General features: G+C 73.3%; 21 protein-coding genes. 6 read left to right on the forward strand and 15 right to left on the reverse strand.

The window, feature by feature from the left end; all coding sequences use genetic code 11:
* The first annotated feature begins 64 nt into the window (after positions 1–64).
* A complete protein-coding gene (locus ABZ881_RS09210) occupies positions 65–1,255 on the forward strand; it encodes a hypothetical protein (protein ID WP_358483174.1) in 1,191 nt (396 codons plus the stop codon).
* Here ABZ881_RS09210 and ABZ881_RS09215 read toward each other — a convergent pair.
* The 5 genes from ABZ881_RS09215 to ABZ881_RS09235 all read right to left on the reverse strand — a co-directional run bounded on the left by ABZ881_RS09215 (position 1,252) and on the right by ABZ881_RS09235 (position 4,445).
* A complete protein-coding gene (locus ABZ881_RS09215) occupies positions 1,252–1,908 on the reverse strand; it encodes a hypothetical protein (protein ID WP_358483175.1) in 657 nt (218 codons plus the stop codon). The genes ABZ881_RS09210 and ABZ881_RS09215 overlap by 4 nt on opposite strands.
* Complete coding sequence (locus tag ABZ881_RS09220) at positions 1,905–2,780, reverse strand: PD-(D/E)XK nuclease family protein (RefSeq protein ID WP_358483176.1); 876 nt, start codon at positions 2,778–2,780, stop codon at positions 1,905–1,907. The genes ABZ881_RS09215 and ABZ881_RS09220 overlap by 4 nt, the downstream gene beginning before the upstream one ends.
* A 49-nt stretch (positions 2,781–2,829) precedes the next feature.
* Positions 2,830–3,705: a PHP domain-containing protein gene (locus ABZ881_RS09225; RefSeq protein WP_358483178.1), complete on the reverse strand. Its 876-nt coding sequence runs from the start codon at positions 3,703–3,705 to the stop codon at positions 2,830–2,832.
* A gap of 26 nt (positions 3,706–3,731) precedes the next feature.
* Complete coding sequence (locus ABZ881_RS09230; RefSeq protein WP_358483179.1) at positions 3,732–4,196, reverse strand: PH domain-containing protein; 465 nt, start codon at positions 4,194–4,196, stop codon at positions 3,732–3,734.
* Between the two features lie 96 nt (positions 4,197–4,292).
* Entirely contained in the window at positions 4,293–4,445 is a 153-nt protein-coding gene (locus ABZ881_RS09235) for a hypothetical protein (RefSeq protein WP_358483181.1), read from the reverse strand.
* Positions 4,446–4,548: 103 nt separating this feature from the next.
* Between ABZ881_RS09235 and ABZ881_RS09240 the strand changes: the two genes are divergently transcribed.
* Positions 4,549–4,956 carry an NUDIX domain-containing protein gene (locus ABZ881_RS09240; RefSeq protein WP_358483182.1) on the forward strand — a complete coding sequence of 136 codons (408 nt, stop codon included), beginning with the start codon at positions 4,549–4,551 and terminating at the stop codon, positions 4,954–4,956.
* Positions 4,957–4,971: 15 nt separating this feature from the next.
* Here the strand turns inward: ABZ881_RS09240 and ABZ881_RS09245 are convergent, their stop codons facing one another.
* On the reverse strand, positions 4,972–5,475 hold the full coding sequence (locus tag ABZ881_RS09245; RefSeq protein WP_344023760.1) for a MaoC family dehydratase: 504 nt from the start codon (positions 5,473–5,475) through the stop codon (positions 4,972–4,974).
* A gap of 377 nt (positions 5,476–5,852) precedes the next feature.
* Here ABZ881_RS09245 and corA point away from each other — a divergent pair, with 377 nt between their 5' ends.
* Positions 5,853–6,971 (forward strand): magnesium/cobalt transporter CorA, encoded by a 1,119-nt coding sequence (corA, locus tag ABZ881_RS09250; RefSeq protein WP_344023758.1) that lies wholly within the window; start codon positions 5,853–5,855, stop codon positions 6,969–6,971.
* A gap of 143 nt (positions 6,972–7,114) precedes the next feature.
* On the opposite strand, the gene ABZ881_RS09255 is transcribed toward corA, so the two are convergent.
* The 7 genes from ABZ881_RS09255 to ABZ881_RS09285 form a co-directional block, all read right to left on the reverse strand.
* Complete coding sequence (locus tag ABZ881_RS09255; RefSeq protein WP_358483185.1) at positions 7,115–8,236, reverse strand: methyltransferase domain-containing protein; 1,122 nt, start codon at positions 8,234–8,236, stop codon at positions 7,115–7,117.
* A 193-nt stretch (positions 8,237–8,429) separates the two neighbouring features.
* Entirely contained in the window at positions 8,430–8,639 is a 210-nt protein-coding gene (locus ABZ881_RS09260) for a YbdD/YjiX family protein (RefSeq protein WP_344023754.1), read from the reverse strand.
* The gene (locus tag ABZ881_RS09265; protein ID WP_358483187.1) at positions 8,639–10,888 is read right to left on the reverse strand and encodes a carbon starvation CstA family protein; all 2,250 of its coding nucleotides are present in this window, start codon (positions 10,886–10,888) and stop codon (positions 8,639–8,641) included. The genes ABZ881_RS09260 and ABZ881_RS09265 overlap by 1 nt, the downstream gene beginning before the upstream one ends.
* 133 nt (positions 10,889–11,021) lie before the next feature.
* Positions 11,022–11,543 carry a general stress protein gene (locus tag ABZ881_RS09270; RefSeq protein WP_344023750.1) on the reverse strand — a complete coding sequence of 174 codons (522 nt, stop codon included), beginning with the start codon at positions 11,541–11,543 and terminating at the stop codon, positions 11,022–11,024.
* Positions 11,544–11,679: 136 nt separating this feature from the next.
* Positions 11,680–12,882 carry an acyl-CoA dehydrogenase family protein gene (locus tag ABZ881_RS09275; RefSeq protein ID WP_358483189.1) on the reverse strand — a complete coding sequence of 401 codons (1,203 nt, stop codon included), beginning with the start codon at positions 12,880–12,882 and terminating at the stop codon, positions 11,680–11,682.
* Between the two features lie 43 nt (positions 12,883–12,925).
* A complete protein-coding gene (locus tag ABZ881_RS09280) occupies positions 12,926–13,885 on the reverse strand; it encodes a CoA ester lyase (RefSeq protein WP_358483191.1) in 960 nt (319 codons plus the stop codon).
* A 157-nt stretch (positions 13,886–14,042) separates the two neighbouring features.
* Positions 14,043–14,969: a PhzF family phenazine biosynthesis protein gene (locus ABZ881_RS09285; protein ID WP_358483193.1), complete on the reverse strand. Its 927-nt coding sequence runs from the start codon at positions 14,967–14,969 to the stop codon at positions 14,043–14,045.
* Positions 14,970–15,048: 79 nt separating this feature from the next.
* Here ABZ881_RS09285 and ABZ881_RS09290 point away from each other — a divergent pair, with 79 nt between their 5' ends.
* Positions 15,049–16,338 carry a CBS domain-containing protein gene (locus tag ABZ881_RS09290; RefSeq protein WP_344023736.1) on the forward strand — a complete coding sequence of 430 codons (1,290 nt, stop codon included), beginning with the start codon at positions 15,049–15,051 and terminating at the stop codon, positions 16,336–16,338.
* A complete protein-coding gene (locus ABZ881_RS09295) occupies positions 16,331–16,870 on the forward strand; it encodes a DUF1003 domain-containing protein (protein ID WP_358483195.1) in 540 nt (179 codons plus the stop codon). The genes ABZ881_RS09290 and ABZ881_RS09295 overlap by 8 nt, the downstream gene beginning before the upstream one ends.
* Here the strand turns inward: ABZ881_RS09295 and ABZ881_RS09300 are convergent, their stop codons facing one another.
* A complete protein-coding gene (locus ABZ881_RS09300) occupies positions 16,871–17,356 on the reverse strand; it encodes a MarR family transcriptional regulator (RefSeq protein WP_358483196.1) in 486 nt (161 codons plus the stop codon).
* 86 nt (positions 17,357–17,442) lie between these two features.
* Between ABZ881_RS09300 and ABZ881_RS09305 the strand changes: the two genes are divergently transcribed.
* On the forward strand, positions 17,443–18,591 hold the full coding sequence (locus ABZ881_RS09305; RefSeq protein ID WP_358483567.1) for an Mrp/NBP35 family ATP-binding protein: 1,149 nt from the start codon (positions 17,443–17,445) through the stop codon (positions 18,589–18,591).
* 87 nt (positions 18,592–18,678) lie between these two features.
* On the opposite strand, the gene ABZ881_RS09310 is transcribed toward ABZ881_RS09305, so the two are convergent.
* Positions 18,679–19,935, reverse strand: coding sequence for an aminotransferase class III-fold pyridoxal phosphate-dependent enzyme (locus ABZ881_RS09310; protein WP_358483199.1), 1,257 nt, complete (start codon positions 19,933–19,935; stop codon positions 18,679–18,681).
* Between the last annotated feature and the right edge of the window lie 352 nt (positions 19,936–20,287).

Genomic DNA, 20,287 nt, shown 5'->3' on the forward strand with positions numbered 1-20,287 from the left:
GCGGCACCTGCGCCGCGCGCCGTGGCCGCAGGTGCCCGCCGAACGACGACACCGCGGTGACCGCATGGTCGCCGCGGTGCTCGTGCTGCTGCTCGGCGGCGTGGCACTGCTCTACGGCGTGCAGAGCCCCGCGGCCAACACCGAGTCGGTCCCGGCGACGACCGCCGCCACCCCGCCGCCGCCCGCCGGCCCGGTCCCCGCGTCCTTCGACGAGCTGTGGCGGGCGGCCAGCCCGGCCACCCCGGTCCCGCTGGTCGCCGGGGACGGCGTCGTCGTCGCCGAGGGGACCCGGCTCTCCGGGCGGGACGCCGTCACCGGTGCGGAGCGCTGGTCGTACTCCCGCGATCTCGCCCTGTGCACGACCGGGTTCGCCGACGGCCGGGTGATGGCCCTCTACCGCAACGACGAGTACTGCTCGGAGCTGACCACGCTCAATCCCGGCACCGGCGGGCGCGGCCCGAACCGGACCCTGGACGCCCGCCCGGGGACCCGGCTGATCGGCCAGGACCCGGTGCTCGCGACCGGCGAGGACTATCTGGAGACGTTCCGCTCGGACCTGGTACGGACCGCGGAGTACGGCACCGTCCGGGCGCCCGCCGAGCCCGGCACGCAACCGCGCAGCGGCTGCACCTTCCGGTCGTTCGCCGCCGCCCAGGACCGGGCCGGGGTGCTGGAACGCTGCCCCGGGGAGACGACCGAGCGGCTGTCCGTGCTCCGCCCGAGCAGTACCGACGGCGACCGCCCCGCGTTCGACTCCTCCGCCGAGATCGGCACCGACGGGGCGCAGCTGATCGCGCTGTCCCCGGAGCGGGCCGCCGTGCTGCTGCCCGGCGTGCCGCGGCTCGCCCTGTTCGACCGCGGTGGCCGGCGGATCGGCGAGTTCCCGGTCGCCGCGGGCGCGACCATCTCGGTGCCCGCCGACGGCGTCGCGCGGACCCGCACCGGCGGGCCGGACGATCCCACCCGCTACTGGTGGACCGGTGGCGCCACCGTCGCGCTGGACGCGGGCACCCTGCAGCCGCGCTGGTCGGTTCCCGGCACGCTCGGCCCGGGCACCCGGTACGGCGACCGGCTGCTGGTGCCGGTGCCGGGCGGGCTGGCCGACGTCGATCCGGCCGACGGCGCGGTCCGCCGCACCGTGCCGGTCGACCGCGGGGACCGGACCGGCCCGGTGCAGGTCGCCGCGCAGGGCGGGCTGCTGGTGGAGCTGCGCGGGACCGAGATCGTGGTGCTCGGGCCGGCGGCCCGCTCCTAGAGGAACCAGCCCAGGCCCAGCACCAGCGCGACGGTGCCGATCACCCCGAGCGCGGCGAGCGTGCCGGTCCGGTCGGCGCGCCGGTCCGCGACCACCTGCCCGGTCACCGCGACCACCGCGGCGACCAGGTGGGCGGCGATCGCCCCGGTGCCGGGGCCCGGCACGCCGTTGCGCCCGGCCAGCCACTCCACGACGACGAGTCCGGCCGCCAGCACGACGAGCCCGCCGGCGAGCACCCCGGCCAGGCCGCGCAGGAGGCGGCCGGGCCCGGACATCCGGACCGGCGGGTCGACCGGCCGGGATTCCTGGTTCCGGCCGGCACCGCCGCGGCGGCGGGCGGGCGGCCGGGACGCGGGATGGTCGTCCGGTCCCGGGTCGGCCCCGCCGCCGATCCCGCGCCGGGAGCCGGCTCCCCCGCGGGCACCGGGCGCGCCGCGGCCACGGGTCTGCGGCGGCGCGGGACGGCGCGGCGGGGCCGGGTGACCGGTCGGCCGGGTCGGTGGCTCGACGCCCGGTGCGGGTGGCTGCGGCCGGCCCGGGCCGGCGGCGCCCCGGGCCGGCGGGCCCCCCGGCGCGGGCCCGGATGCGGGCGGGCGGCGGGCGTCCGGCGCGGGATGCCCGGCCCGGTCGTGGTGGTCCGGCACGCGCGTCACGAAACGAGCAGGTCCCACGGGCGCGGCTCGGGCACCGCGGCCCGGCCGTCGGCGCAGTGCCTGCGCACCGGGCAGGTGCCGCACTGCTCACCGGTGCGCGGCGGGAACGCCTCGTCCGGCCCGGCGCCCGCCGCCAGCGCCGCGACGGCGTCGGCCGCCCGGCCCGCGGTCGCCTCGGCGGCGGACACGTGCCCGGCCAGCGAGCTGTCGTCGTGCTCCCAGACGGCGACCGTGCCGGTCGGCACGTGGTGCAGCTCCACCTGCCGGCACCGGCGGTGGAACACCTCCCCCGCGGCGACGGCGTAGAGCGCGAGCTGGCGGGAGTCGCGGGCGTCGGTGTCGGTGGGAACCCGGCGGCCGGTCTTGAAGTCGACCACCCGCAGCCCGCCGTCGGGTCCGGCGTCCAGCCGGTCGATCCGGCCCTCCACCAGCAGCGACCCGACCGGCGCGCTCACCCACCGTTCGACGGCGACCGGCTCGGCGGTGCCGGCCGGGCCCTCGGCGGCCGCGGCCAGCCAGTCGGCGGCCCGGTCCCGGTAGCGCGCGGCCTGCGCATCGTCCCGGAAGCCCTCCCCGTTCCAGTGCTTCCCGACCAGCGCGGCGGCCTGCGCCGGGGTGCGCCGGTGCGCCGGCAGCGACGCCAGGGAGCGCAGCGCGAGATGCACGACCGCGCCCAGCGTGGTGTGCGCGAACGCGCCGCCGCGGGCCGGGGCGGGCCGGTCGACGTGCAGCATCCGGTAGCGCCGCGGGCAGGCGTCCCAGGTGTCCAGGCGGGCCGGGGTCACCCGGTGCAGTGCGGTCGCCCCGAAGTCGGGATCCAGCAGGTCCAGTCCGAGCTGGCCGTCCGGGGACCCGGTGGCGGGAGAGGCCATCCGGCAACGGTACAGCGGCCGGGAGCCCGCCCGACCGGCGCCGTGCTGATCAGCCGCCGACGGGCTCCACCCCGGTCGCGCGGTCCACGATCGCGGCGTACACCTCGGGATCGGTGGTCTCCTCGGCGAGCGGGGTCGGCTTGTTCGTGCCGTGGTAGTCGCTCGATCCGGTGACGAGCAGACCGTGCTCGGCGGCGAGTGCGCGCAGCAGCCCGCGGTCGTCGGGCACGTGGTTGGGATGGTCCACCTCGATCCCGGCCAGCCCGCGGCCCGCCAGGTCGACCAGCACCGACGGTTCGATCACGGTCCCGCGGACCCGGGCCAGCGGATGCGCGAACACCGCGACCCCGCCGGCCACGGAGATCATCTCGACGGCGGTCTCGACGAGCGTGTCGGCCCGCGGGACGTAGTAGGGGCTGTCGTTGTGCAGCAGCTCGGCGAACGCCTCGCTCACCGACCCGACGACGCCGGCCGCGACCAGCGCGCGGGCCAGGTGCGGCCGCCCGGCGCTGGCACCCTCGGGCAGGTGCGCGAACACGCCGTCGACGTCGACCGGGTACCCGTCGGCCGCCATCCGGCCGATCATCGTGTGCAGCCGCTGCACCCGCTCCGCCTGCAGCCGCTCCTGCTCGGCGACGATCGCCGGGTGCTGCGGGTCGAACAGGTAGCCGAGCAGGTGCACCGAGCAGCGCGGCTCGCCGTCGCGGCCGGTCGGGCTCAGGCAGGAGAACTCGGCGCCGCGGACCAGGGTCAGGCCCGGCGGGAGCGCCGCGACGGCGTCGTCCCACCCGATGGTGGTGTCGTGGTCGGTGATCGCGACGACGTCCACCCCGGCGGCGGCCGCCGCACGGACCAGCCCGGCGGGACTGTCCGTGCCGTCGGACGCGGTGGAGTGGGCGTGCAGGTCGATCACGGGCCGGGACACGTCCCGACCCTAACCGGCGGCCGGGATCAGCGCCGCCAGCGCGGCTTCGCCAGCATCCCGGTGGCGCGGGTCTTGCCCTTCTCGCCGAACACCAGCTCGGAGAGCGCCTCGTAGATCTCCTCGGGGCGGGGCATGTAGTCGATCCGGTTGAGCGCCTGGATCTGGCCCGCCGACTCGACGACCATCGTGCCGTAGCCGAGCATCCGACCGGACAGCGTGCGCTGGAACGTCAGGTCGGTGACTTTGCCCAGCGGCATCATGCCCACGTTGTGCACGATGATGCCCTGGGCGATCATCACCCGCTTGTCGGTGATGACGATCCGTTCGATCCACCACAGGATCGTCAGCGCCGTGAACCGCAGCACCGCGACCAGCACCAGGTAGAACGTCAGGTTGTCGACGACGACCTCGACCGCGGGGCTGTTCCCGGCCCGGTTCATCAGCAGCTCGAAGCCGACCACGACGGCGATGAACAGCGTCGTCTGCGTCATGTGCCTCGCCATGACGGCCCAGTGCTGGCGCACACGGATGACCCGCCGCTCCGTGGGGAGCAGGTACTCGTCGATCTCCCGGGGCGCGAGCACGACTCAGAGCAGCGACGTGACGAACGTCGACACCGACTGCGCCGCGTCGTAGAGGATGTTGCCCACGTTCGTCACCGAGTTCGCCGCCGCCTGCGGCGCGGTCACGACCAGGAAGATACCCAGCGCCACAGCGACCAAGATGAGAATCTTGCGCACGTTACCCGTCACCCGTTCCGGCCCGTTGGGACAACCTCGACATTGGTACCCGAACCCGCCAAGGCACGGGTACCGGCACCCGAGCAGCGTACCGTCATTCCGGATGACCGACAGTAGCCGACACATCGCCTGCGTGGGTGGAATCGTCCATGACCCCGACGGCCGACTGCTGCTGGTGCGCAGGGCGAACGAGCCCGGTCGGGGACTGTGGTCGGTCCCCGGCGGGCGGGTCGAGCCGGGTGAGGACGAGCGGTCCGCCGTCGTCCGCGAGCTCGCCGAGGAGACCGGCCTGTCGGTCCGGCCCGGCGAGCTCGCCGGCGTCGTCGTCCGCGGGCCGTACCGGATCGCGGACTACCGGTGCGACCTCGTCCCCGGTTCACCTGTCCGGCCCACGGCCGGGGACGACGCCGACGACGCCCGGTTCGTCGATCTCGCCGGCTACGACGCGCTGCCGGTGGTGGACGGGCTCACCGGGGTCCTGCGCGAGTGGGGCGCGCTGCCCCGGATCTGACCCGTCCGGCCGGGCTCAGCCCTGCGGCGTGGGACGGCCGGGCTGCTCGCCGCCGCGGGCGTCGCCGTAGGACTGCTTCGGCACCATCACCTTGCGCCGGAAGGTGCAGACGACGGTGCCGTCCTGCTTGTAGCCGCGGGTCTCGACGTACACGACACCGCGGTCGTCCTTCGACTTCGACGGGGTCTTGTCCAGGACCTCGGTCTCGCCGTAGATGGTGTCGCCGTGGAAGGTCGGCTTCGTGTGCTTGAGCGACTCGACCTCGAGGTTGGCGATCGCCTTGCCGGAGACGTCGGGTACCGACATGCCCAGCAGCAGCGAGTAGATGTAGTTGCCGACGACCACGTTCTTGCCGAAGTCCGTGGTCTCCCCCGCGTAGTGCGCATCCATGTGCAGCGGATGGTGGTTCATCGTGAGGAGGCAGAACAGGTGGTCGTCGTACTCGGTGACCGTCTTGCCGGGCCAGTGCTTGTAGACCGCACCGACCTCGAACTCCTCGTAGTAGCGCCCGAACTGCACCGTTCACGCTCCCATCACGTTCTTGATCCGTTGCGGGGGTAATCTATCGGGCGGCCCACGCGGGCAGCGGCGGTCCAACTCACACGCGCACGGTCGGGCATCTCACATTCCCGACACGTTCCGCGCGCGATGTGCGATGCACGGAGCAACGATCCGAGTGGGAACGGGGAGGTGAGCGCGGTGTCGCCCGAACAGTCGTCCGAACCCCAGGCACCGGTGAGCAGTACGTGCCGCCTCCCGCCGCCCGTCAACCGGACGGTGCACCCCGGCTGATCCCGGCGGGAGGCGTGACCCGTGTCCGGCGGCCGCCGCGGCGGCCACACGTCCACGAGCCGTGCTCGCCCGGCGAGCCGGCCCGCCGCCCGGAGGTCCCCGTGATGCCCTCGCTCTCCCAGCTCCGCCCCTCCATCCGCTCCGCCGCAGGCCGCACCCGGCGTGCCGACCGGATCGCGGCCCGCGCCGAGGCGGAGCGCCCGGCCCGGCTGCGCGTGCCGCTGTCGGCCTATGTCGTCGACTGCGGCGTGTACGTCGACGGCGAGCGGCTCCCCGGCCGCTGGACGCACGACGAGGCGATCGCCGAGGTCCGCGAGCGCGGCGCCGGGTTCGTGTGGATCGGGCTGCACGAGCCGGACGCCGAGCAGATCTCCGGTGTCGCCGAGACCTACGGGCTGCACGAGCTGGCCGTCGAGGACGCGGTGCATGCGCACAACCGGCCGAAGCTGGAGCGCTACGACGAGACGCTGTTCATGGTGCTCAAGACGGTCCGCTACGTCGGGCACGCGGACCCGACGACGGCGAACGAGATCGTCGAGACCGGCGAGGTGATGGCGTTCCTGGGCCGGGACTTCGTGGTGACGGTCCGGCACGGCAGGCACACCGGGCTGGGCGAGGTGCGACGGCGGCTGGAGGACGATCCGGAGCAGCTGCGGCTGGGCCCGGCCGCGGTGCTGCACGCCATCGCCGATCACGTCGTGGACTCCTACATCGAGGTCGTCCGGCAGATCGAGAACGACCTGGACGCGGTCGAGGCGGAGGTGTTCTCGCCGGGTTCGACGATGAACCCGGAGCAGATCTACGTGATGAAGCGGGAGATCCTCGACCTGCGGCGCTGCGTGATGCCGCTGGTCGGGCCGATGCGCAAGCTGTCCGAGGGCTACAGCGCGCTGGTGCCGCACGACGTGCGGTCCTACTTCCGCGACGTCGACGACCACCTCGGCGGTGTCGCCGAGCAGGTCGCCGGGTTCAACGAGCTGCTCACCACGCTGGTCGACGCCGTCCTCGCGAAGATCAGCATGCGGCAGAACAACGACATGCGGAAGATCACCGCCTACGCCGGCCTGATCTCGGTGCCGACGATGATCGCCGGCGTCTACGGGATGAACTTCGACTACATGCCCGAGCTGCACTGGAGCTTCGGCTACCCGATGGTGCTGCTGATCATCGCGACGATCTGCACGCTGCTGTACCGCAACTTCCGCCGCAACGGCTGGCTGTAGCCGGTTCTGCCGGCGGGCCGGCGATCGGCACTGCCGGCGGGCCGGCGATCGGGCACCGCCGGCGGGCCGGCGATCGGGCACCGCCGGCGGGCCGGCGATCGGGCACCGCCGGCGGGCCGGCGATCGGGCACCGCCGGCCGGGCTCAGACCCGTGGGGCGCCGGCCGGTGGGGTGGGCGGCTCGTCGTCGTCCCCGGGGGCACCGCCCGGGCCGGCGGCGGTGTCCGCGTCGCCCGCGGTGACGTCGTCGGAGTACCCGGGACCGCCGGCGGCCCCGGTGGCCTCCGGCGGGAGCTCGTCGGCGTAGCCCGGGTCGTCCGGGCCGCCCTCGTCGACCGGCTCGGCCTCGACCGGGCCGGTCGGGTCCGCCCGGTCGTCCGGGTCCGCCCGGTCGTCCGGGTCCGCCCGGTCGTCCGGGTCCGCCCGGTCGTCCGGGTCCGCCGGGCCGTCCGGGCCGGCGGGGGGTCCGGGCGCGGGCCGCCAGCCGGCCGCGGCCAGCGCGGACGAGCGGGCGATCCGCTCCCCCACCACGTCCGGCTCGTCCGGCCGCCTGCCGAGGAAGGTGTGCACCAGGTGCTGCTGCAGGCCGCCGACGGTCTGCACCCGGACGTCGGAGAACCCGGCCCGCTCCATCCGGTGCACCATCTGCTCCGGGCCGCCCGCGCCGCTGATCCGCTTCGCTCGGTAGCGCGCGAGATCGGCGACGCCCCAGCGCATCGCGGCCATCGGGACCAGGTAGGTCCAGGCGGCGGCGGCCCAGCGCATCCGGCCGCGGGTCCCGCCGACCGCGTAGTCGTGCACCGCCAGCGGCGCGCCGGGCGCGAGCAGGGCGAGCAGCCGGCGCAGGCCGTGCTCGGCGTCGGGCAGGTTCGACACCAGGTAGGAGGCGAGGATGCCGTCGAACGGGCCCTCGATCCCGGCCTCGGCGAGGGTCTCCAGCTTGGCGTGCACGAAGGTGACCCGGGGCGACCAGTTCTTCTTCCTGGCGACCGCGAGCATCTCCGCGGAGGCGTCGACGGCGACGACCTCGGCGCCCTTCACCGTCGTCAGCAACGCCTCGGTGGACACCCCGGTGCCGCAGCCGATGTCGAGCAGCCGCAGGCCGGGCCCGTCACCCAGGCCCATCCGGGACGCCGAGACCCGCAGGTGCGCCTTGTAGCTGGGGATGGAGCCGACGAACCCGTCGTACCCGCCCGCGCCGCGCCCGTAGGCGCGGTGCACCGTGGACGGGCGGATCTCGTCGGTCTGCCGCGCCTCGCCGTTCACGGGCGTGATCCTGCCCCGGCGGGCACCCTCCCCGGAACCCGACGCGCCCGGGCGATACCGGTACGGGCCCGGTCGGGGTGGGCTCACCGCCCACCCGACCGAGCCCGATCCCCCGTTCGGGAGCCGTCACACCACCCGTGCGGCGCAGCGGTTCCCGGGCCGGTCGGCGCCCGGGTCCGTTCCGCACGCTCGCTCAGCAGCACCGGCCCTGCGGGTTGTTCTCCTGGTGCTCGGTCCGGGCCCGCCAGTACTCCCGCTCGGTCATCGGCGGGTGGTCGTGCCCGGCGCGGCGGTGGTGGTCGAGGTAGCGCTCGTAGCGGTCCGCCCCGATCACGCCCCGCCACCACCAGGCGAGGCCGCGCAGGCCGTCCCGCACCGCCTCCGCCCGCCCGGCGCCGGCCATCAGTGCCCGGCCCGCACGCGGTCGCCGACCGCCTCGGTCCAGCGCTTCTCCAGCTCCTTCTCGGCCGGCGAGGCGATCAGCCCGGACGGTGCGTAGATCTGCGACGGCGCCGGCGGGTCCTCCAGCTCGGGACGGCCGCCGATGGCGATCGACCGCCAGGCCGAGAGCACCGCGGTGACGATCACGATGATCGCCAGCGTCACGAACAGGATGGACAGCGAGCCCTGGATGAAGGTGTTGCGGACGACCGCGGCCATCGCCTCCGGGGTGGCCGCGTTGCCGAAGCTCGTCTCGCCGGCCGCGATGGCCTCGCGGAAGGCGAAGTGCTGCGCCCAGTAGCCGATCGCCGGCTTCGGCGAGAAGATCTTGAACATCGACGCGGTGATCGTGACGACCGCGGCGAACGCCAGCGGCACCCCGATGATCCACAGGTACCGCACCTGCCCGCGCCGGGCCACCAACGCGAGACACACGGCCAGCGCGATCGCGGCGAGCAGCTGGTTGGCGATGCCGAACAGCGGGAACAGCGTGTTGATCCCGCCGAGCGGGTCGGTCACGCCCATCACCAGGATCGCGCCCCAGCCGCCGACCATCAGCGCGGTGCAGATCCAGGCGCCGACCCGCCACGACGTGTCCTTGAACCGCGGGACGACGGTGCCGATCGCGTCCTGCAGCATGAAGCGCGCCACCCGGGTGCCCGCGTCCACCGCGGTGAGGATGAACAGCGCCTCGAACATGATCGCGAAGTGGTACCAGAAGCTCATCATCGACGGGCCGCCGATGAACTGCTGCATGATGTTCGCCAGCCCGACCGCCAGGGTCGGGGCGCCGCCGGTGCGGGAGACGATCGACTCCTCGCCGACCAGCGCCGCGGTCGACGCGAGCTGGTCCGGCGTGACGTTGACGTTCATCAGGCCCAGCGAGTTCACGAACGCGGCCGCGCCCTCGACGGTGCCCTCGGTGAGCGAGGCGGGGACGTTCATCGCGAAGTACAGCCCGCGGTCGATCGACAGCGCCGCGACCAGCGCCATGATCGCCACGAACGACTCCATGAGCATGCCGCCGTAGCCGATGAAGCGGGTCTGCCGCTCCTTCTCGACGAGCTTCGGGGTGGTCCCCGAGGAGATCAACGCGTGGAACCCGGAGAGGGCGCCGCAGGCGATCGTGACGAACAGGAACGGGAACAGCGACCCGGCGACGACCGGGCCGTCGTCCCGCCCGGCGAACTCGCTGAACGCGGGCGCCGCCAGCTCCGGCCGGACGACGATGATCGCCACCGCGAGCAGCACGATGGTGCCGATCTTCATGAAGGTCGACAGGTAGTCGCGCGGCGCCAGCAGCAGCCACACCGGGAGCACCGCGGCGACGAAGCCGTAGATGATGATGCCCCAGGCGATCGTCACCCGGTCCAGGGTGAACAGCGCCTGGCCCCACTCGGTCTCGGCGACCCAGCCGCCGGCGACGATCGCGACGATCAGCATCGCGAAGCCGATCCAGGAGACCTCGGAGACCTTCCCGGGCCGCAGGAAACGCAGGTAGACGCCCATGAACAGGGCGATCGGGATGGTCAGCGCCACCGAGAAGACGCCCCACGGGCTCTCGCCGAGTGCGTTGACCACGACCAGCGTGAGCACCGCGATCAGGATGATCATGATCGAGAGGGTGGCGACCAGCGCGGCCGTGCCGCCGACCCGGCCGAGCTCCTCGCGGGCCATCTGGCCCAGCGAGCGCCCGCCGCGGCGCATCGAGAAGAACAGGACCAGGTAGTCCTGCACCGCACCGGCCACGATGACGCCGACGATGATCCAGATCGTGCCGGGCAGGTACCCCATCTGCGCGGCGAGGACCGGGCCGACCAGCGGGCCGGCACCGGCGATCGCGGCGAAGTGGTGGCCGTAGAGCACCCGCCGGTCGGTCGGGACGAAGTCCTGGCCGTTCTCGGCGTACTCGGCGGGGGTGGCCCGCCGGTCGTCCGGCTTGAGCAGCTTCCGCTCGATGTAGGTCGAGTAGAAGCGGTAGGCGATCAGGTAGGTGCTGACCGCCGCGAACACGAACCAGATCGCGTTCACCGTCTCGCCGCGGACCAGGGCCAGCATCACCCACCCGAGGCCACCGAGCAGCGCGATCGTCGTCCAGATCGCGATCTTGAGCGGCGTCCATGTGCGCCGCTCGGCGAGGAACACGTCCTCGTCCACCGCGGCCGGCGGGAGTTCCTGCCCCGCCGCACCGCCGCCTGACACCTGTGTCATAGCGCGTCCCTCCCGGTATGTCCGAGGCGCACTATAAGCAGTTCGGTGCGAAATGAAAGGGCCTTGCGAAGATCGTGAGGAACGAGACCGCCGCCACCCCTGCGGGTGACGGCGGCCTGATCGCGCTACCGGCTCAGAAACCTCCGCCGGGGCTGCCCATCGCGAGCCGGGCGAGCATCTCGCGGGCCTGCTCGGCGTTGCGCGGCTCGCACAGCACGTCGTACCGGCCGGCGACCATCTGGCTGGCCGACTGGAAGTCCCGGCGGCCGCGGCTGGCGCCGTAGCCGACGGCGGCGAACACCATGCCGAACACGGCACCGGACGCCAGGCCGACGACGATCGGCCAGAAGCTGCCGTCCGGCGAGAACAGCGACAGCAGCAGACCGACGAACAGACCCAGCCAGGCACCGGACGCGGCGCCCGAGCCCAGCACCCGGCCCCAGGTGAGCCGGCCGATCACCCGCTCGACCAGCATCAGGTCGACGCCGACGATCGTCACGTCGCGGACCGGGAAGTCCGAGTCGGCCAGGTGGTCGACGGCCCGCTGCGCCTCCTCGTAGGTGGCGTAGGAGCCCACCGGCCACCCGGTCGGCGGGGTGGGCAGCTGCGGCAGGCCCGGTGCCGGGCGTGCCTGGCCGCCGAAGGGGTTGGTCATGGCGATTCTCCTCGCAGGTGGTGTTCCGCTTCTGCTACCGGGCAACGGTCGACGGCCGTCCGGTGTGCCCGAGGAGACTAGCGACGTCTCGCACGTCACGTGCGCGCACGACGCGCACGTGACGTGCGGCGTGACCTCAGCGCAGCTTGTAGTCGCGCAGCAGGCCGCGGGAGATGATCGTCTTCTGGATCTCCGAGGTGCCCTCACCGATCAGCAGGAACGGCGCCTCGCGCATGAGCCGCTCGATCTCGTACTCCTTGGAGTAGCCGTAGCCGCCGTGGATCCGGAACGAGTCCTCGGTGACCTCCTTGCAGTACTCCGAGGCGAGCATCTTGGCCATCCCGGCCTCGACGTCGTTGCGCTCGCCGCGGTCCTTCAGGCGCGCGGCGTTGACCATCATCAGGTGCGCGGCCTCGACCTTGGTCGCCATCTCGGCGATCTTGAACGCGATCGCCTGGTGGTTCACGATCGGCTTGCCGAAGGTGGAGCGCTGCTGCGCGTACTCCACGCCCAGCTCGAAGGCGCGGATCGCGATGCCGCAGGCGCGGGCCGCGACGTTCACCCGGCCGACCTCGACGCCGTCCATCATGTGCGCGAAGCCCTTGCCCCGCTCCCCACCGAGGATCTGCCCGCCGGGGACCCGGTGGCCCTTGAACACCAGCTCGGTGGTGTCCACGCCCTTGTAGCCCATCTTGTCGATCTTGCCGGGGACGATCAGGCCGGGCGCGACCTCGCCGTAGCCGGTGGGCTTCTCGACCAGGAACGTGGTCAGGTTCTGGTGCGCCTTCTCGGCACCCTCGTCGGTCCGGACCAGCACCGCGGTCAGGTTCGAGGTGCCGCCGTTGGTCAGCCACATCTTGGCGCCGTCGATGACGTAGTCGCCGCTGCCGTCGCCGGCCTCGACCGCCTTCGTCTTGATCGCCGCGACGTCCGAGCCGAGATCCGGCTCGGACATCGAGAACGAGCCGCGGGTCTCACCGGTCGCCATCGCCGGCAGGTAGCGCTGCTTCTGCTCGTCGGTGCCGTGCTGGCGGAGCATGTAGGCCACGATGAAGTGGGTGTTGATCACACCGGAGACGCTCATCCAGCCGCGCGCGATCTCCTCGACCACCAGGGCGTAGGTCAGCAGCGACTCGCCGAGGCCGCCGTACTCCTCGGGGATCATGAGGCCGAACAGCCCCATCTCCTTCATCCCCTCGACGATGTCGGTGGGGTACGCGTCCGCGTGCTCCAGCGCCGTCGCGTGCGGGATGATCTCCTTGTCCACGAACGAGCGGACGGTGGACAGGATCTCGGTCTGGATGTCGGTCAGACCGGCGGTCTGCGCGAGCCGCGCCATCTGTGTTCCTCCTGAGCGTCTCTGGTCAGCTGCCGCGGCGTGCTCACGCCTCCGGCGGGGTCCACTTGTCGGTGCGGGTCATCCCCGCGGCACGGCCCTTGCCCGAGATGACCAGGGCCATCTTGCGGCTGGCCTCGTCGATCATCTCGTCGCCGATCATCGCGGCGCCCCGCTTACCGCCCGCCTCGGAGGTGAAGTACTCGTAGGCGTCGAGGATGTTCTCGGCGTGGTCGTAGTCGCTCTGCGCCGGCGAGAAGGTCTCGTTCGCCGCGTCGATCTGGCCGGGGTGCAGCACCCACTTGCCGTCGAAGCCCAGCGCGGCCGAGCGGCCGGCCACCCTGCGGAACGCCTCGACGTCCTTGATCTGCAGGAACGGGCCGTCGATGGCCTGCTTGTCGTGCGCGCGGGCGGCCATCAGGATCGACATGAGGATGTGGTGGTAGGCGTCGCCGACGTCGTAGCCGGGCGGCTGCTCCCCCACCACCAGGGACTTCATGTTGATCGAGGCCATGAAGTCGGCCGGGCCGAAGATGATCGTCTCGACCCGCGGCGATGCGGTGGCGATCGCGTTCACGTTGGTCAGGCCGAGCGCGTTCTCGATCTGGGCCTCGATGCCGATCTTCCCGACCTCGTAGCCGATCGTCTTCTCGATCTGGGTGAGCAGCAGGTCCAGCGCGACGACCTGCTCCGGGGTCTGCACCTTCGGCAGCATGATCGCGTCGAGATTGGCGCCTGCGCCCTCGACGACCTCGGTGACGTCGCGGTAGGTCCACTCGGTGGTCCAGTCGTTGACCCGGACCACCCGGATCTTCTCGCCCCAGCCGCCCTCGTTCAGCGCCTCCACGATCGTCTTGCGGGCTCCCGGCTTCGCCAGCGGGGCGCAGGCGTCCTCCAGGTCCAGGAACACCTGGTCCGAGTTCAGCGTGCGCGCCTTGTCGATGAACTTCTGGCTCGACCCGGGCACGGCCAGGCAGGACCGGCGGGCGCGGAGGGTGGTGCTCACAGGCTGGCTCCTCGTCGAGTTCGTCCTCGCCCGCGCACCGGGGACGGCGCGGCGGGCAGTCGGGCTGCTGGGTGATGCTGGCACGACGACCCGCCGGACGCCCCGCCCAGGTGATTGGTTTCTCACCCGCAGGTGGTCACGAGGGGTTACCCGCGAGTCAGTCCTGTTCGGGAGGTGGGGTCAGGGATCCGCTCGCCACTGCGGCGACGGTGCCGCCCACCCAGGTCCCGACCGGCCGTCCGCCCGCCGTGCGCACGCCCGCGTGCAGCGTCGAGGGCCGCCCCATCTCCGCGCCCTGGGAAACGACGAACGCGTGCTCGCCGTCGTCGGGCACCAGTCCGCGATCGGCCAGGAACACCCCGAGCGCGACGGCCGCGGACCCGGTGGCCGGGTCCTCCGGGACCCCCGAGGCGGGCGCGAACATCCGAGCGTGCACCCGCTCGGCGGTCGCGTCGACCGCGGCGACGAGCACCCCGATCACGTCGCCGGGCAGCGCGGCGATCGCGGCGGCGTCCGCGCGGGCCCTGGCGACCGCACCCGGGTGCACGAGCAGGATCGCGTACTCGACGCCGGCGCCGGCCGACCCCGGGGCGGCCGCGCCGTCGACGTCGTCGGGCCCGAGCCCGACCGCGGCGGCGAGCGCGGCCGCGTCCAGCTCGTCGCCGACCGACGGCGGGCCGCCCTCGACCCGGGCGCCGCTGCCGTCCACCCGGACCGGGAGCAGTCCGGCGCCGCACTCCTGGATCCGCTCGCCGTGCCCGATCACGCCGTCCCGGGCCAGCACCCAGGCGGTGCCGACGCTCGGGTGCCCGGCGAAGGGCAGCTCGCGGCGCGGCGTGAAGATCCGCACCCGGTAGTCGGCGCCCGCGTCGGCGTCGCCGGTCGGGGGCAGCGGGAAGGCGGTCTCGGACAGGTTGAACTCCGCGGCGATCGCCTGCATCCGGGCCGTGGAGAGCGCTTCGGCGCCGTGCACCACGGCGAGCTGGTTGCCGGCGTAGGGCCGGTCGGTGAAGACGTCGACGAGGTCGTAGCGCAGCGGGTCCGGGCCGGGCCGGTGCACGGGTTCGGGATGCGGCTCGTTCACGTCGCGCGAGCCTAATCACCGCAGGCCGCGCCGGCGCACCGCCCGGCCCGCCCGGCCCGGCCCCTCTACTCTCGACGCCATGGCCTCGGCACGGGTGTTCGTCGCGCGGCTGGCCGGGCTGGCCGTGTTCGGCCCGGACGGCGAGCGGATCGGGAAGGTCCGCGACGTCGTGGTGTCGTTGCGGGTCGACAGCCATCCGCCGCGGGTGCTCGGCCTGGTGGTGGACCTGTCCGCGCGGCGCAGCATCTTCGTGCCGATGCTGCGGGTCTCCGACATCGCCGGATCGGCGGTCACGCTGGCCAGCGGCTCGGTCAACCTGCGCTCGTTCGACCAGCGGGCGAACGAGACGCTGGTGCTGGGCGAGCTGCTGAACTCACCGGTCACCGTGCGCGACTCCGGCGAGGACGGGGTCGTGGTGGACGTCGCGATCGAGCCGACGCGCACCCGGGACTGGGCGATCACCCGGGTGGCGGTGCGGTTCCGTCGCACCCGGCTGGCCCGCCGCGCCCGGGTCGACGTGCACGGCTGGGAGAACGTGTCCGGGCTCGACGTGGCCGCGGCGCAGGGCGCGGACCGGCTGCTCGCGGTGTTCGACTCGATGCGCCCGGCCGACGTGGCGGCGGCGCTGTCCCGGCTGCCCGACGAGCGCCAGCACCAGGTCGTCGACGCGCTCGACGACGAGCGGCTGGCCGACGTGTTCGAGGAGCTCTCCGAGTCCGACCAGCGCGAGCTGCTGGCCTACCTCGACGACGACCGGGCCGCCGACGTGCTGGAGGCGATGAGCCCGGACGACGCCGCCGACCTGCTCGGCGAGCTGCCCGACGACGAGGCCGGCCGGCTGCTGGGGCTGATGGAGCCGGGCGAGTCGGAGCCGGTGCGCCGGCTGATGCGCTACGAGTGGGACACCGCGGGCGGGTTGATGACGCCGGAGCCGATCACGCTCGGGCCGGACGCGACGGTCGCCGAGGCGCTGGCCCGGATCCGCAACCCGGAGGTGCCGCCCGCACTTGCGTCGATGGTGTTCGTGGTGCGGCCGCCCACCGCCACCCCGACCGGCCGCTACCTCGGTTGCGTGCACGCCCAGCAGCTGCTGCGCGCGGCGCCGTTCGAGCTGGTCGCGGGGATGGTGGACACCGAGCTGTCGCAGATCGGGCCGGAGACCGGGCTCGGCGGGGTGACCCGCTGGTTCGCCACCTACAACCTGGTCGCCGGGCCGGTCGTCGACGCGCAGAACCACCTGCTCGGCGCCGTCACCGTCGACGACGTGCTGGACCACCTGCTGCCGCAGGGCTGGCGGGACCGCGATCTCGGACCGGCCGAGGTGGGCCGCGGATCGGCGAACGGACGACCGGGGGCGCACCATGCCTGAGATCACCACCGGCCGCCGGCTGGACCAGCCCCGGATCGGCCGCAGGCGGTTCGAGGTCGATCCGGACGGCTTCGCCCGGCTCTCCGAGCGGGTCGCCCGGTTCCTCGGGACCGGCCGGTTCCTGGCCATCCAGAGCGTGATCGTCGTCGTGTGGATCGCACTGAACCTGGTCGCCTGGCAGATCCGCTGGGACCCGTACCCGTTCATCCTGCTGAACCTGGCGTTCTCCACCCAGGCCGCGTACGCCGCGCCGCTGATCCTGCTGGCTCAGAACCGGCAGGACGACCGGGACCGGATCGCGCTCGAGGAGGACCGCCGACGGGCCGAGCGGACCAAGGCCGACACCGAGTTCCTGGCCCGCGAGCTGGCGGCGCTGCGGCTCGCGGTCGGCGAGACGGTCAGCCGCGACTACCTGCGCGGGGAGCTGGAGAAGCTGTCCGGGCAGCTCGACGACGCGGTGCACCGGGCCGCGGCGGGCGCCGGTCCGGACACCGGGCGCAGCGAGCGCAGGCGGGGCCGCCGGCGGGACTGATCAGGGGATCAGCTTGCGGGTGACCCGCTCCAGGTCGGCGAGGTCGGTGGCGGCGAGCCGGTCGGCGAAGTGCTCCCGGACCCCGCGCATGTGGGTGATCGCGGCGATCCGCAGCCGCTCGTAGCCGGCGTCGGTCATCCGGGCGGTGACGCCGCGCCCGTCGTCGGCGACCCTGGCCCGCTCGACCAGGCCGGCCTTCTCCAGCCGGTCCACCAGCCGGGTCACCCCGGACCGGGACAGCAGGACCGCGTCGGCCAGCTCGGTCATCCGCAGCCGGTGGTCCGGCGCCTCGGACAGCTGGACCAGGACGTCGTAGGCGGCCAGGGACAACCGCTGCTCGGCCTCCAGCTCGGTCTCCAGCAGCTTGGTGATCCCGGCGTGGGCGCGCAGGAAGCTGCGCCACGACTCGAGCTCGTCGCGGGTCGGGACCACCCGCCGCCGTCCCGGGTTCCCGCGCCCCGGGGCGCCGCCCGCCGTCTCGTCCACCAAAGTGATGCTAGGAGACGAGCGGGACGCTCCGGACACCCACGTAGCATGGCGGTGTCGCGAGAGGAAAGAGGTCGTTGAAGCTCATGTCCGTCACCGGCAGCACCAGCACCGTCTCCGAGGCCGTGCGCGCCGCCCTCGGGACCGTCGAGGACCCGGAGATCCACAAGCCGATCACCGAGTTGGGGATGGTCAAGAGCGTCGACGTCACCGACGACGGCACGGCCCGCATCGGGGTCTACCTGACCGTCGCCGGCTGTCCGATGCGGGAGACGATCACCGCCCGGGTCACCGAGGCCGTCACGAAGGTCCCCGGCGTCGAGCGCGCCGAGGTCGAGCTCGACGTGATGAGCGACGAGCAGCGCACCGAGCTGCGCCGCTCGCTGCGCGGCGACTCCGACGAGCCGGTCATCCCGTTCGCCCAGCCCGGGTCGCTGACCAGGGTGTACTGCGTGGCCTCCGGCAAGGGCGGCGTCGGCAAGTCCTCGGTCACCGTCAACCTGGCGGCCGCGATGGCCCGCCGCGGCCTGAAGGTCGGTGTGGTCGACGCCGACATCTACGGCCACTCGGTGCCGCGCATGATCGGCGCCGACGACCGGCCGACCAAGGTCGACAACATGATCATGCCGCCGCAGTCGCACGGTGTGAAGGTCATCTCGATCGGCATGTTCACCGACGGGAACACCCCGGTCGTCTGGCGCGGACCGATGCTGCACCGGGCGCTGCAGCAGTTCCTGGCGGACGTGTTCTGGGGCGACCTGGACGTGCTGCTGCTCGATCTCCCGCCGGGCACCGGCGACGTCGCGATCTCGACGGCGCAGCTGGTCCCGAACGCCGAGCTGCTGGTCGTGACGACGCCGCAGCAGGCGGCCGCCGAGGTCGCCGAGCGGGCCGGGGCGATCTCCACGCAGACCCGGCAGCGACTCGCCGGCGTCGTGGAGAACATGTCCTGGATGGAGATGCCCGACGGCTCCCGGGCCGAGATCTTCGGCTCCGGTGGCGGGCAGACCGTCGCCGACTCGCTGAGCCGGATCGTCGGCACGACGGTGCCGCTGCTCGGCCAGATCCCGCTCGACGTGGCGCTGCGCGAGGGCGGCGACGCCGGCACCCCGATCGTCCTGGGCAAGCCGGAGACGGCGGCCGCACAGGCGCTGGAGAGCGTCGCCCAGCAGCTCGTGGTGAAGTCGCGCGGCCTGGCCGGGATGAGTCTCAACATCTCCCCGGCCGGTCGCTGACCTCCTGCCGGCACCCCGGCCGTACGCGAACGTCCCCGTTCACCGGATCCGGTGAACGGGGACGTTCGCGTGCTGCGGGACGTGCGCTCAGGAGAGCGCGTCGGTCAGCGCCTTGGTCCAGAGCGCCAGGCCCTCGTCGACCTGCTCGGCGGTGACCACCAGCGGGGGGATCATCCGCACGACGTTGCCGTGCACGCCGCAGGTCAGCAGCAGCAGCCCGTGCTCGGCGGCGGCGGCGTGCACCTTCGCGGCGGTCGCGCCGTCCGGCTTGCCCTGGGCGTCGACGAACTCGATGCCCACCATCAGGCCTCGGCCGCGGATGTCGCCGATCGCGGCGATGCCCTGCGCGGCGTCCCGGACGCCGGCGACCAGCCGCTCGCCCTGCACCCGGGCGTTCTCCACCAGGTTCTCGCCGAGCACCACGTCCAGGGTGGCCAGCGCGGCGGCGCAGGCGACCGCGTTGCCGCCGTAGGTGCCGCCCTGCGAGCCGGGCCACGCCTTCTCCATGATCGCCTTCGGCGCGGCGATGGCGGACAGCGGGAAGCCCGACGCCAGGCCCTTGGCGGTGACGATGACGTCCGGGACGACGCCCTCGGCGTGCTGGTGGCCCCAGAACCGCCCGGTGCGGCCGAAGCCGGTCTGCACCTCGTCGGCGATCAGCAGGATGCCGTGCCGGTCGGCCCGCTCGCGCAGGCCCTGCAGGAACGCGGCCGGGGTCGGCACGTAGCCGCCCTCGCCGAGCACCGGCTCCACGATGAACGCCGCGACGTCGGAGACCGGCGCGGTGCTCGCCAGCTGCCGGTCGAGCTCGTTCAGCGCGAACTCGACCGTCTGCTCCTCGGTCCAGCCGTACCGGTACGCGTACGGGAACGGCGCGAACGCGACGCCGCCCATCATCGGGCCGATCCCGGCGCGGATCTTCGCGCCGGAGGTGGTGAGCGCCGCCGCACCCATCGTCCGGCCGTGGAACCCGCCGTCGAAGGCGACGACCAGCTGCCGGCCGGTGGCCTGGCGGGCGAGCCGCACCGACGCCTCGACGGCCTCCGACCCGGAGTTGGAGAAGAAGACCGAGTCGATCCCCTCGGGCAGCACGTCACCGAGCCGCTCGGCCAGCTTCAGCAACGGCTGGTGCATGACGGTCGTGTACTGGCCGTGGATCAGCGTCGCGACCTGGTCCTGCGCGGCCTTGACCACCGCCGGGTGGCAGTGCCCGGTCGAGGTGACGCCAATGCCTGCGGTGAAGTCCAGGTGGCGTCGCCCGTCGGTGTCGAAGAGATTGACGCCCTCACCGCGGGCGGCCTGGACCGGGGTGGCCTGCTTCAGCAGCGGGGACAGCTGTGCCATGGGTTCGCAACTCCTGATGCGTCGAGAGTCGTGCGGCCGGCTCCGGGGTCGACCGGAGGCATCGATCGAGGTTGTCGAGTTGTCGACAATCTCAGGGAATCATGCCCGGGCGGCTCGGGCAAGGGGTCGCCTGTTCCTCGCTTTGCTCTGCTCACCATCCGGGGCTCCGCCCCCGGACCGCCCGGACCGGCTCCATCGGACCCGCCCCGCCCGGTGGCGGGGCGGCCGCGCCGGTCGCTTCCGGGAGCCCCTTCCGGCGCCGGCACCGGTGGGAGCGCGGGCCGGGCCGGGTGCGGGCCGCTCCGGGGGTAGGCAGAGCAAAGCGACGTGCGGACCATCCCTGCCCTCCATG

The sequence above is a fragment of the Pseudonocardia sp. NPDC046786 genome (assembly GCF_040645415.1).
Classification (GTDB): domain Bacteria; phylum Actinomycetota; class Actinomycetes; order Mycobacteriales; family Pseudonocardiaceae; genus Pseudonocardia; species Pseudonocardia kongjuensis.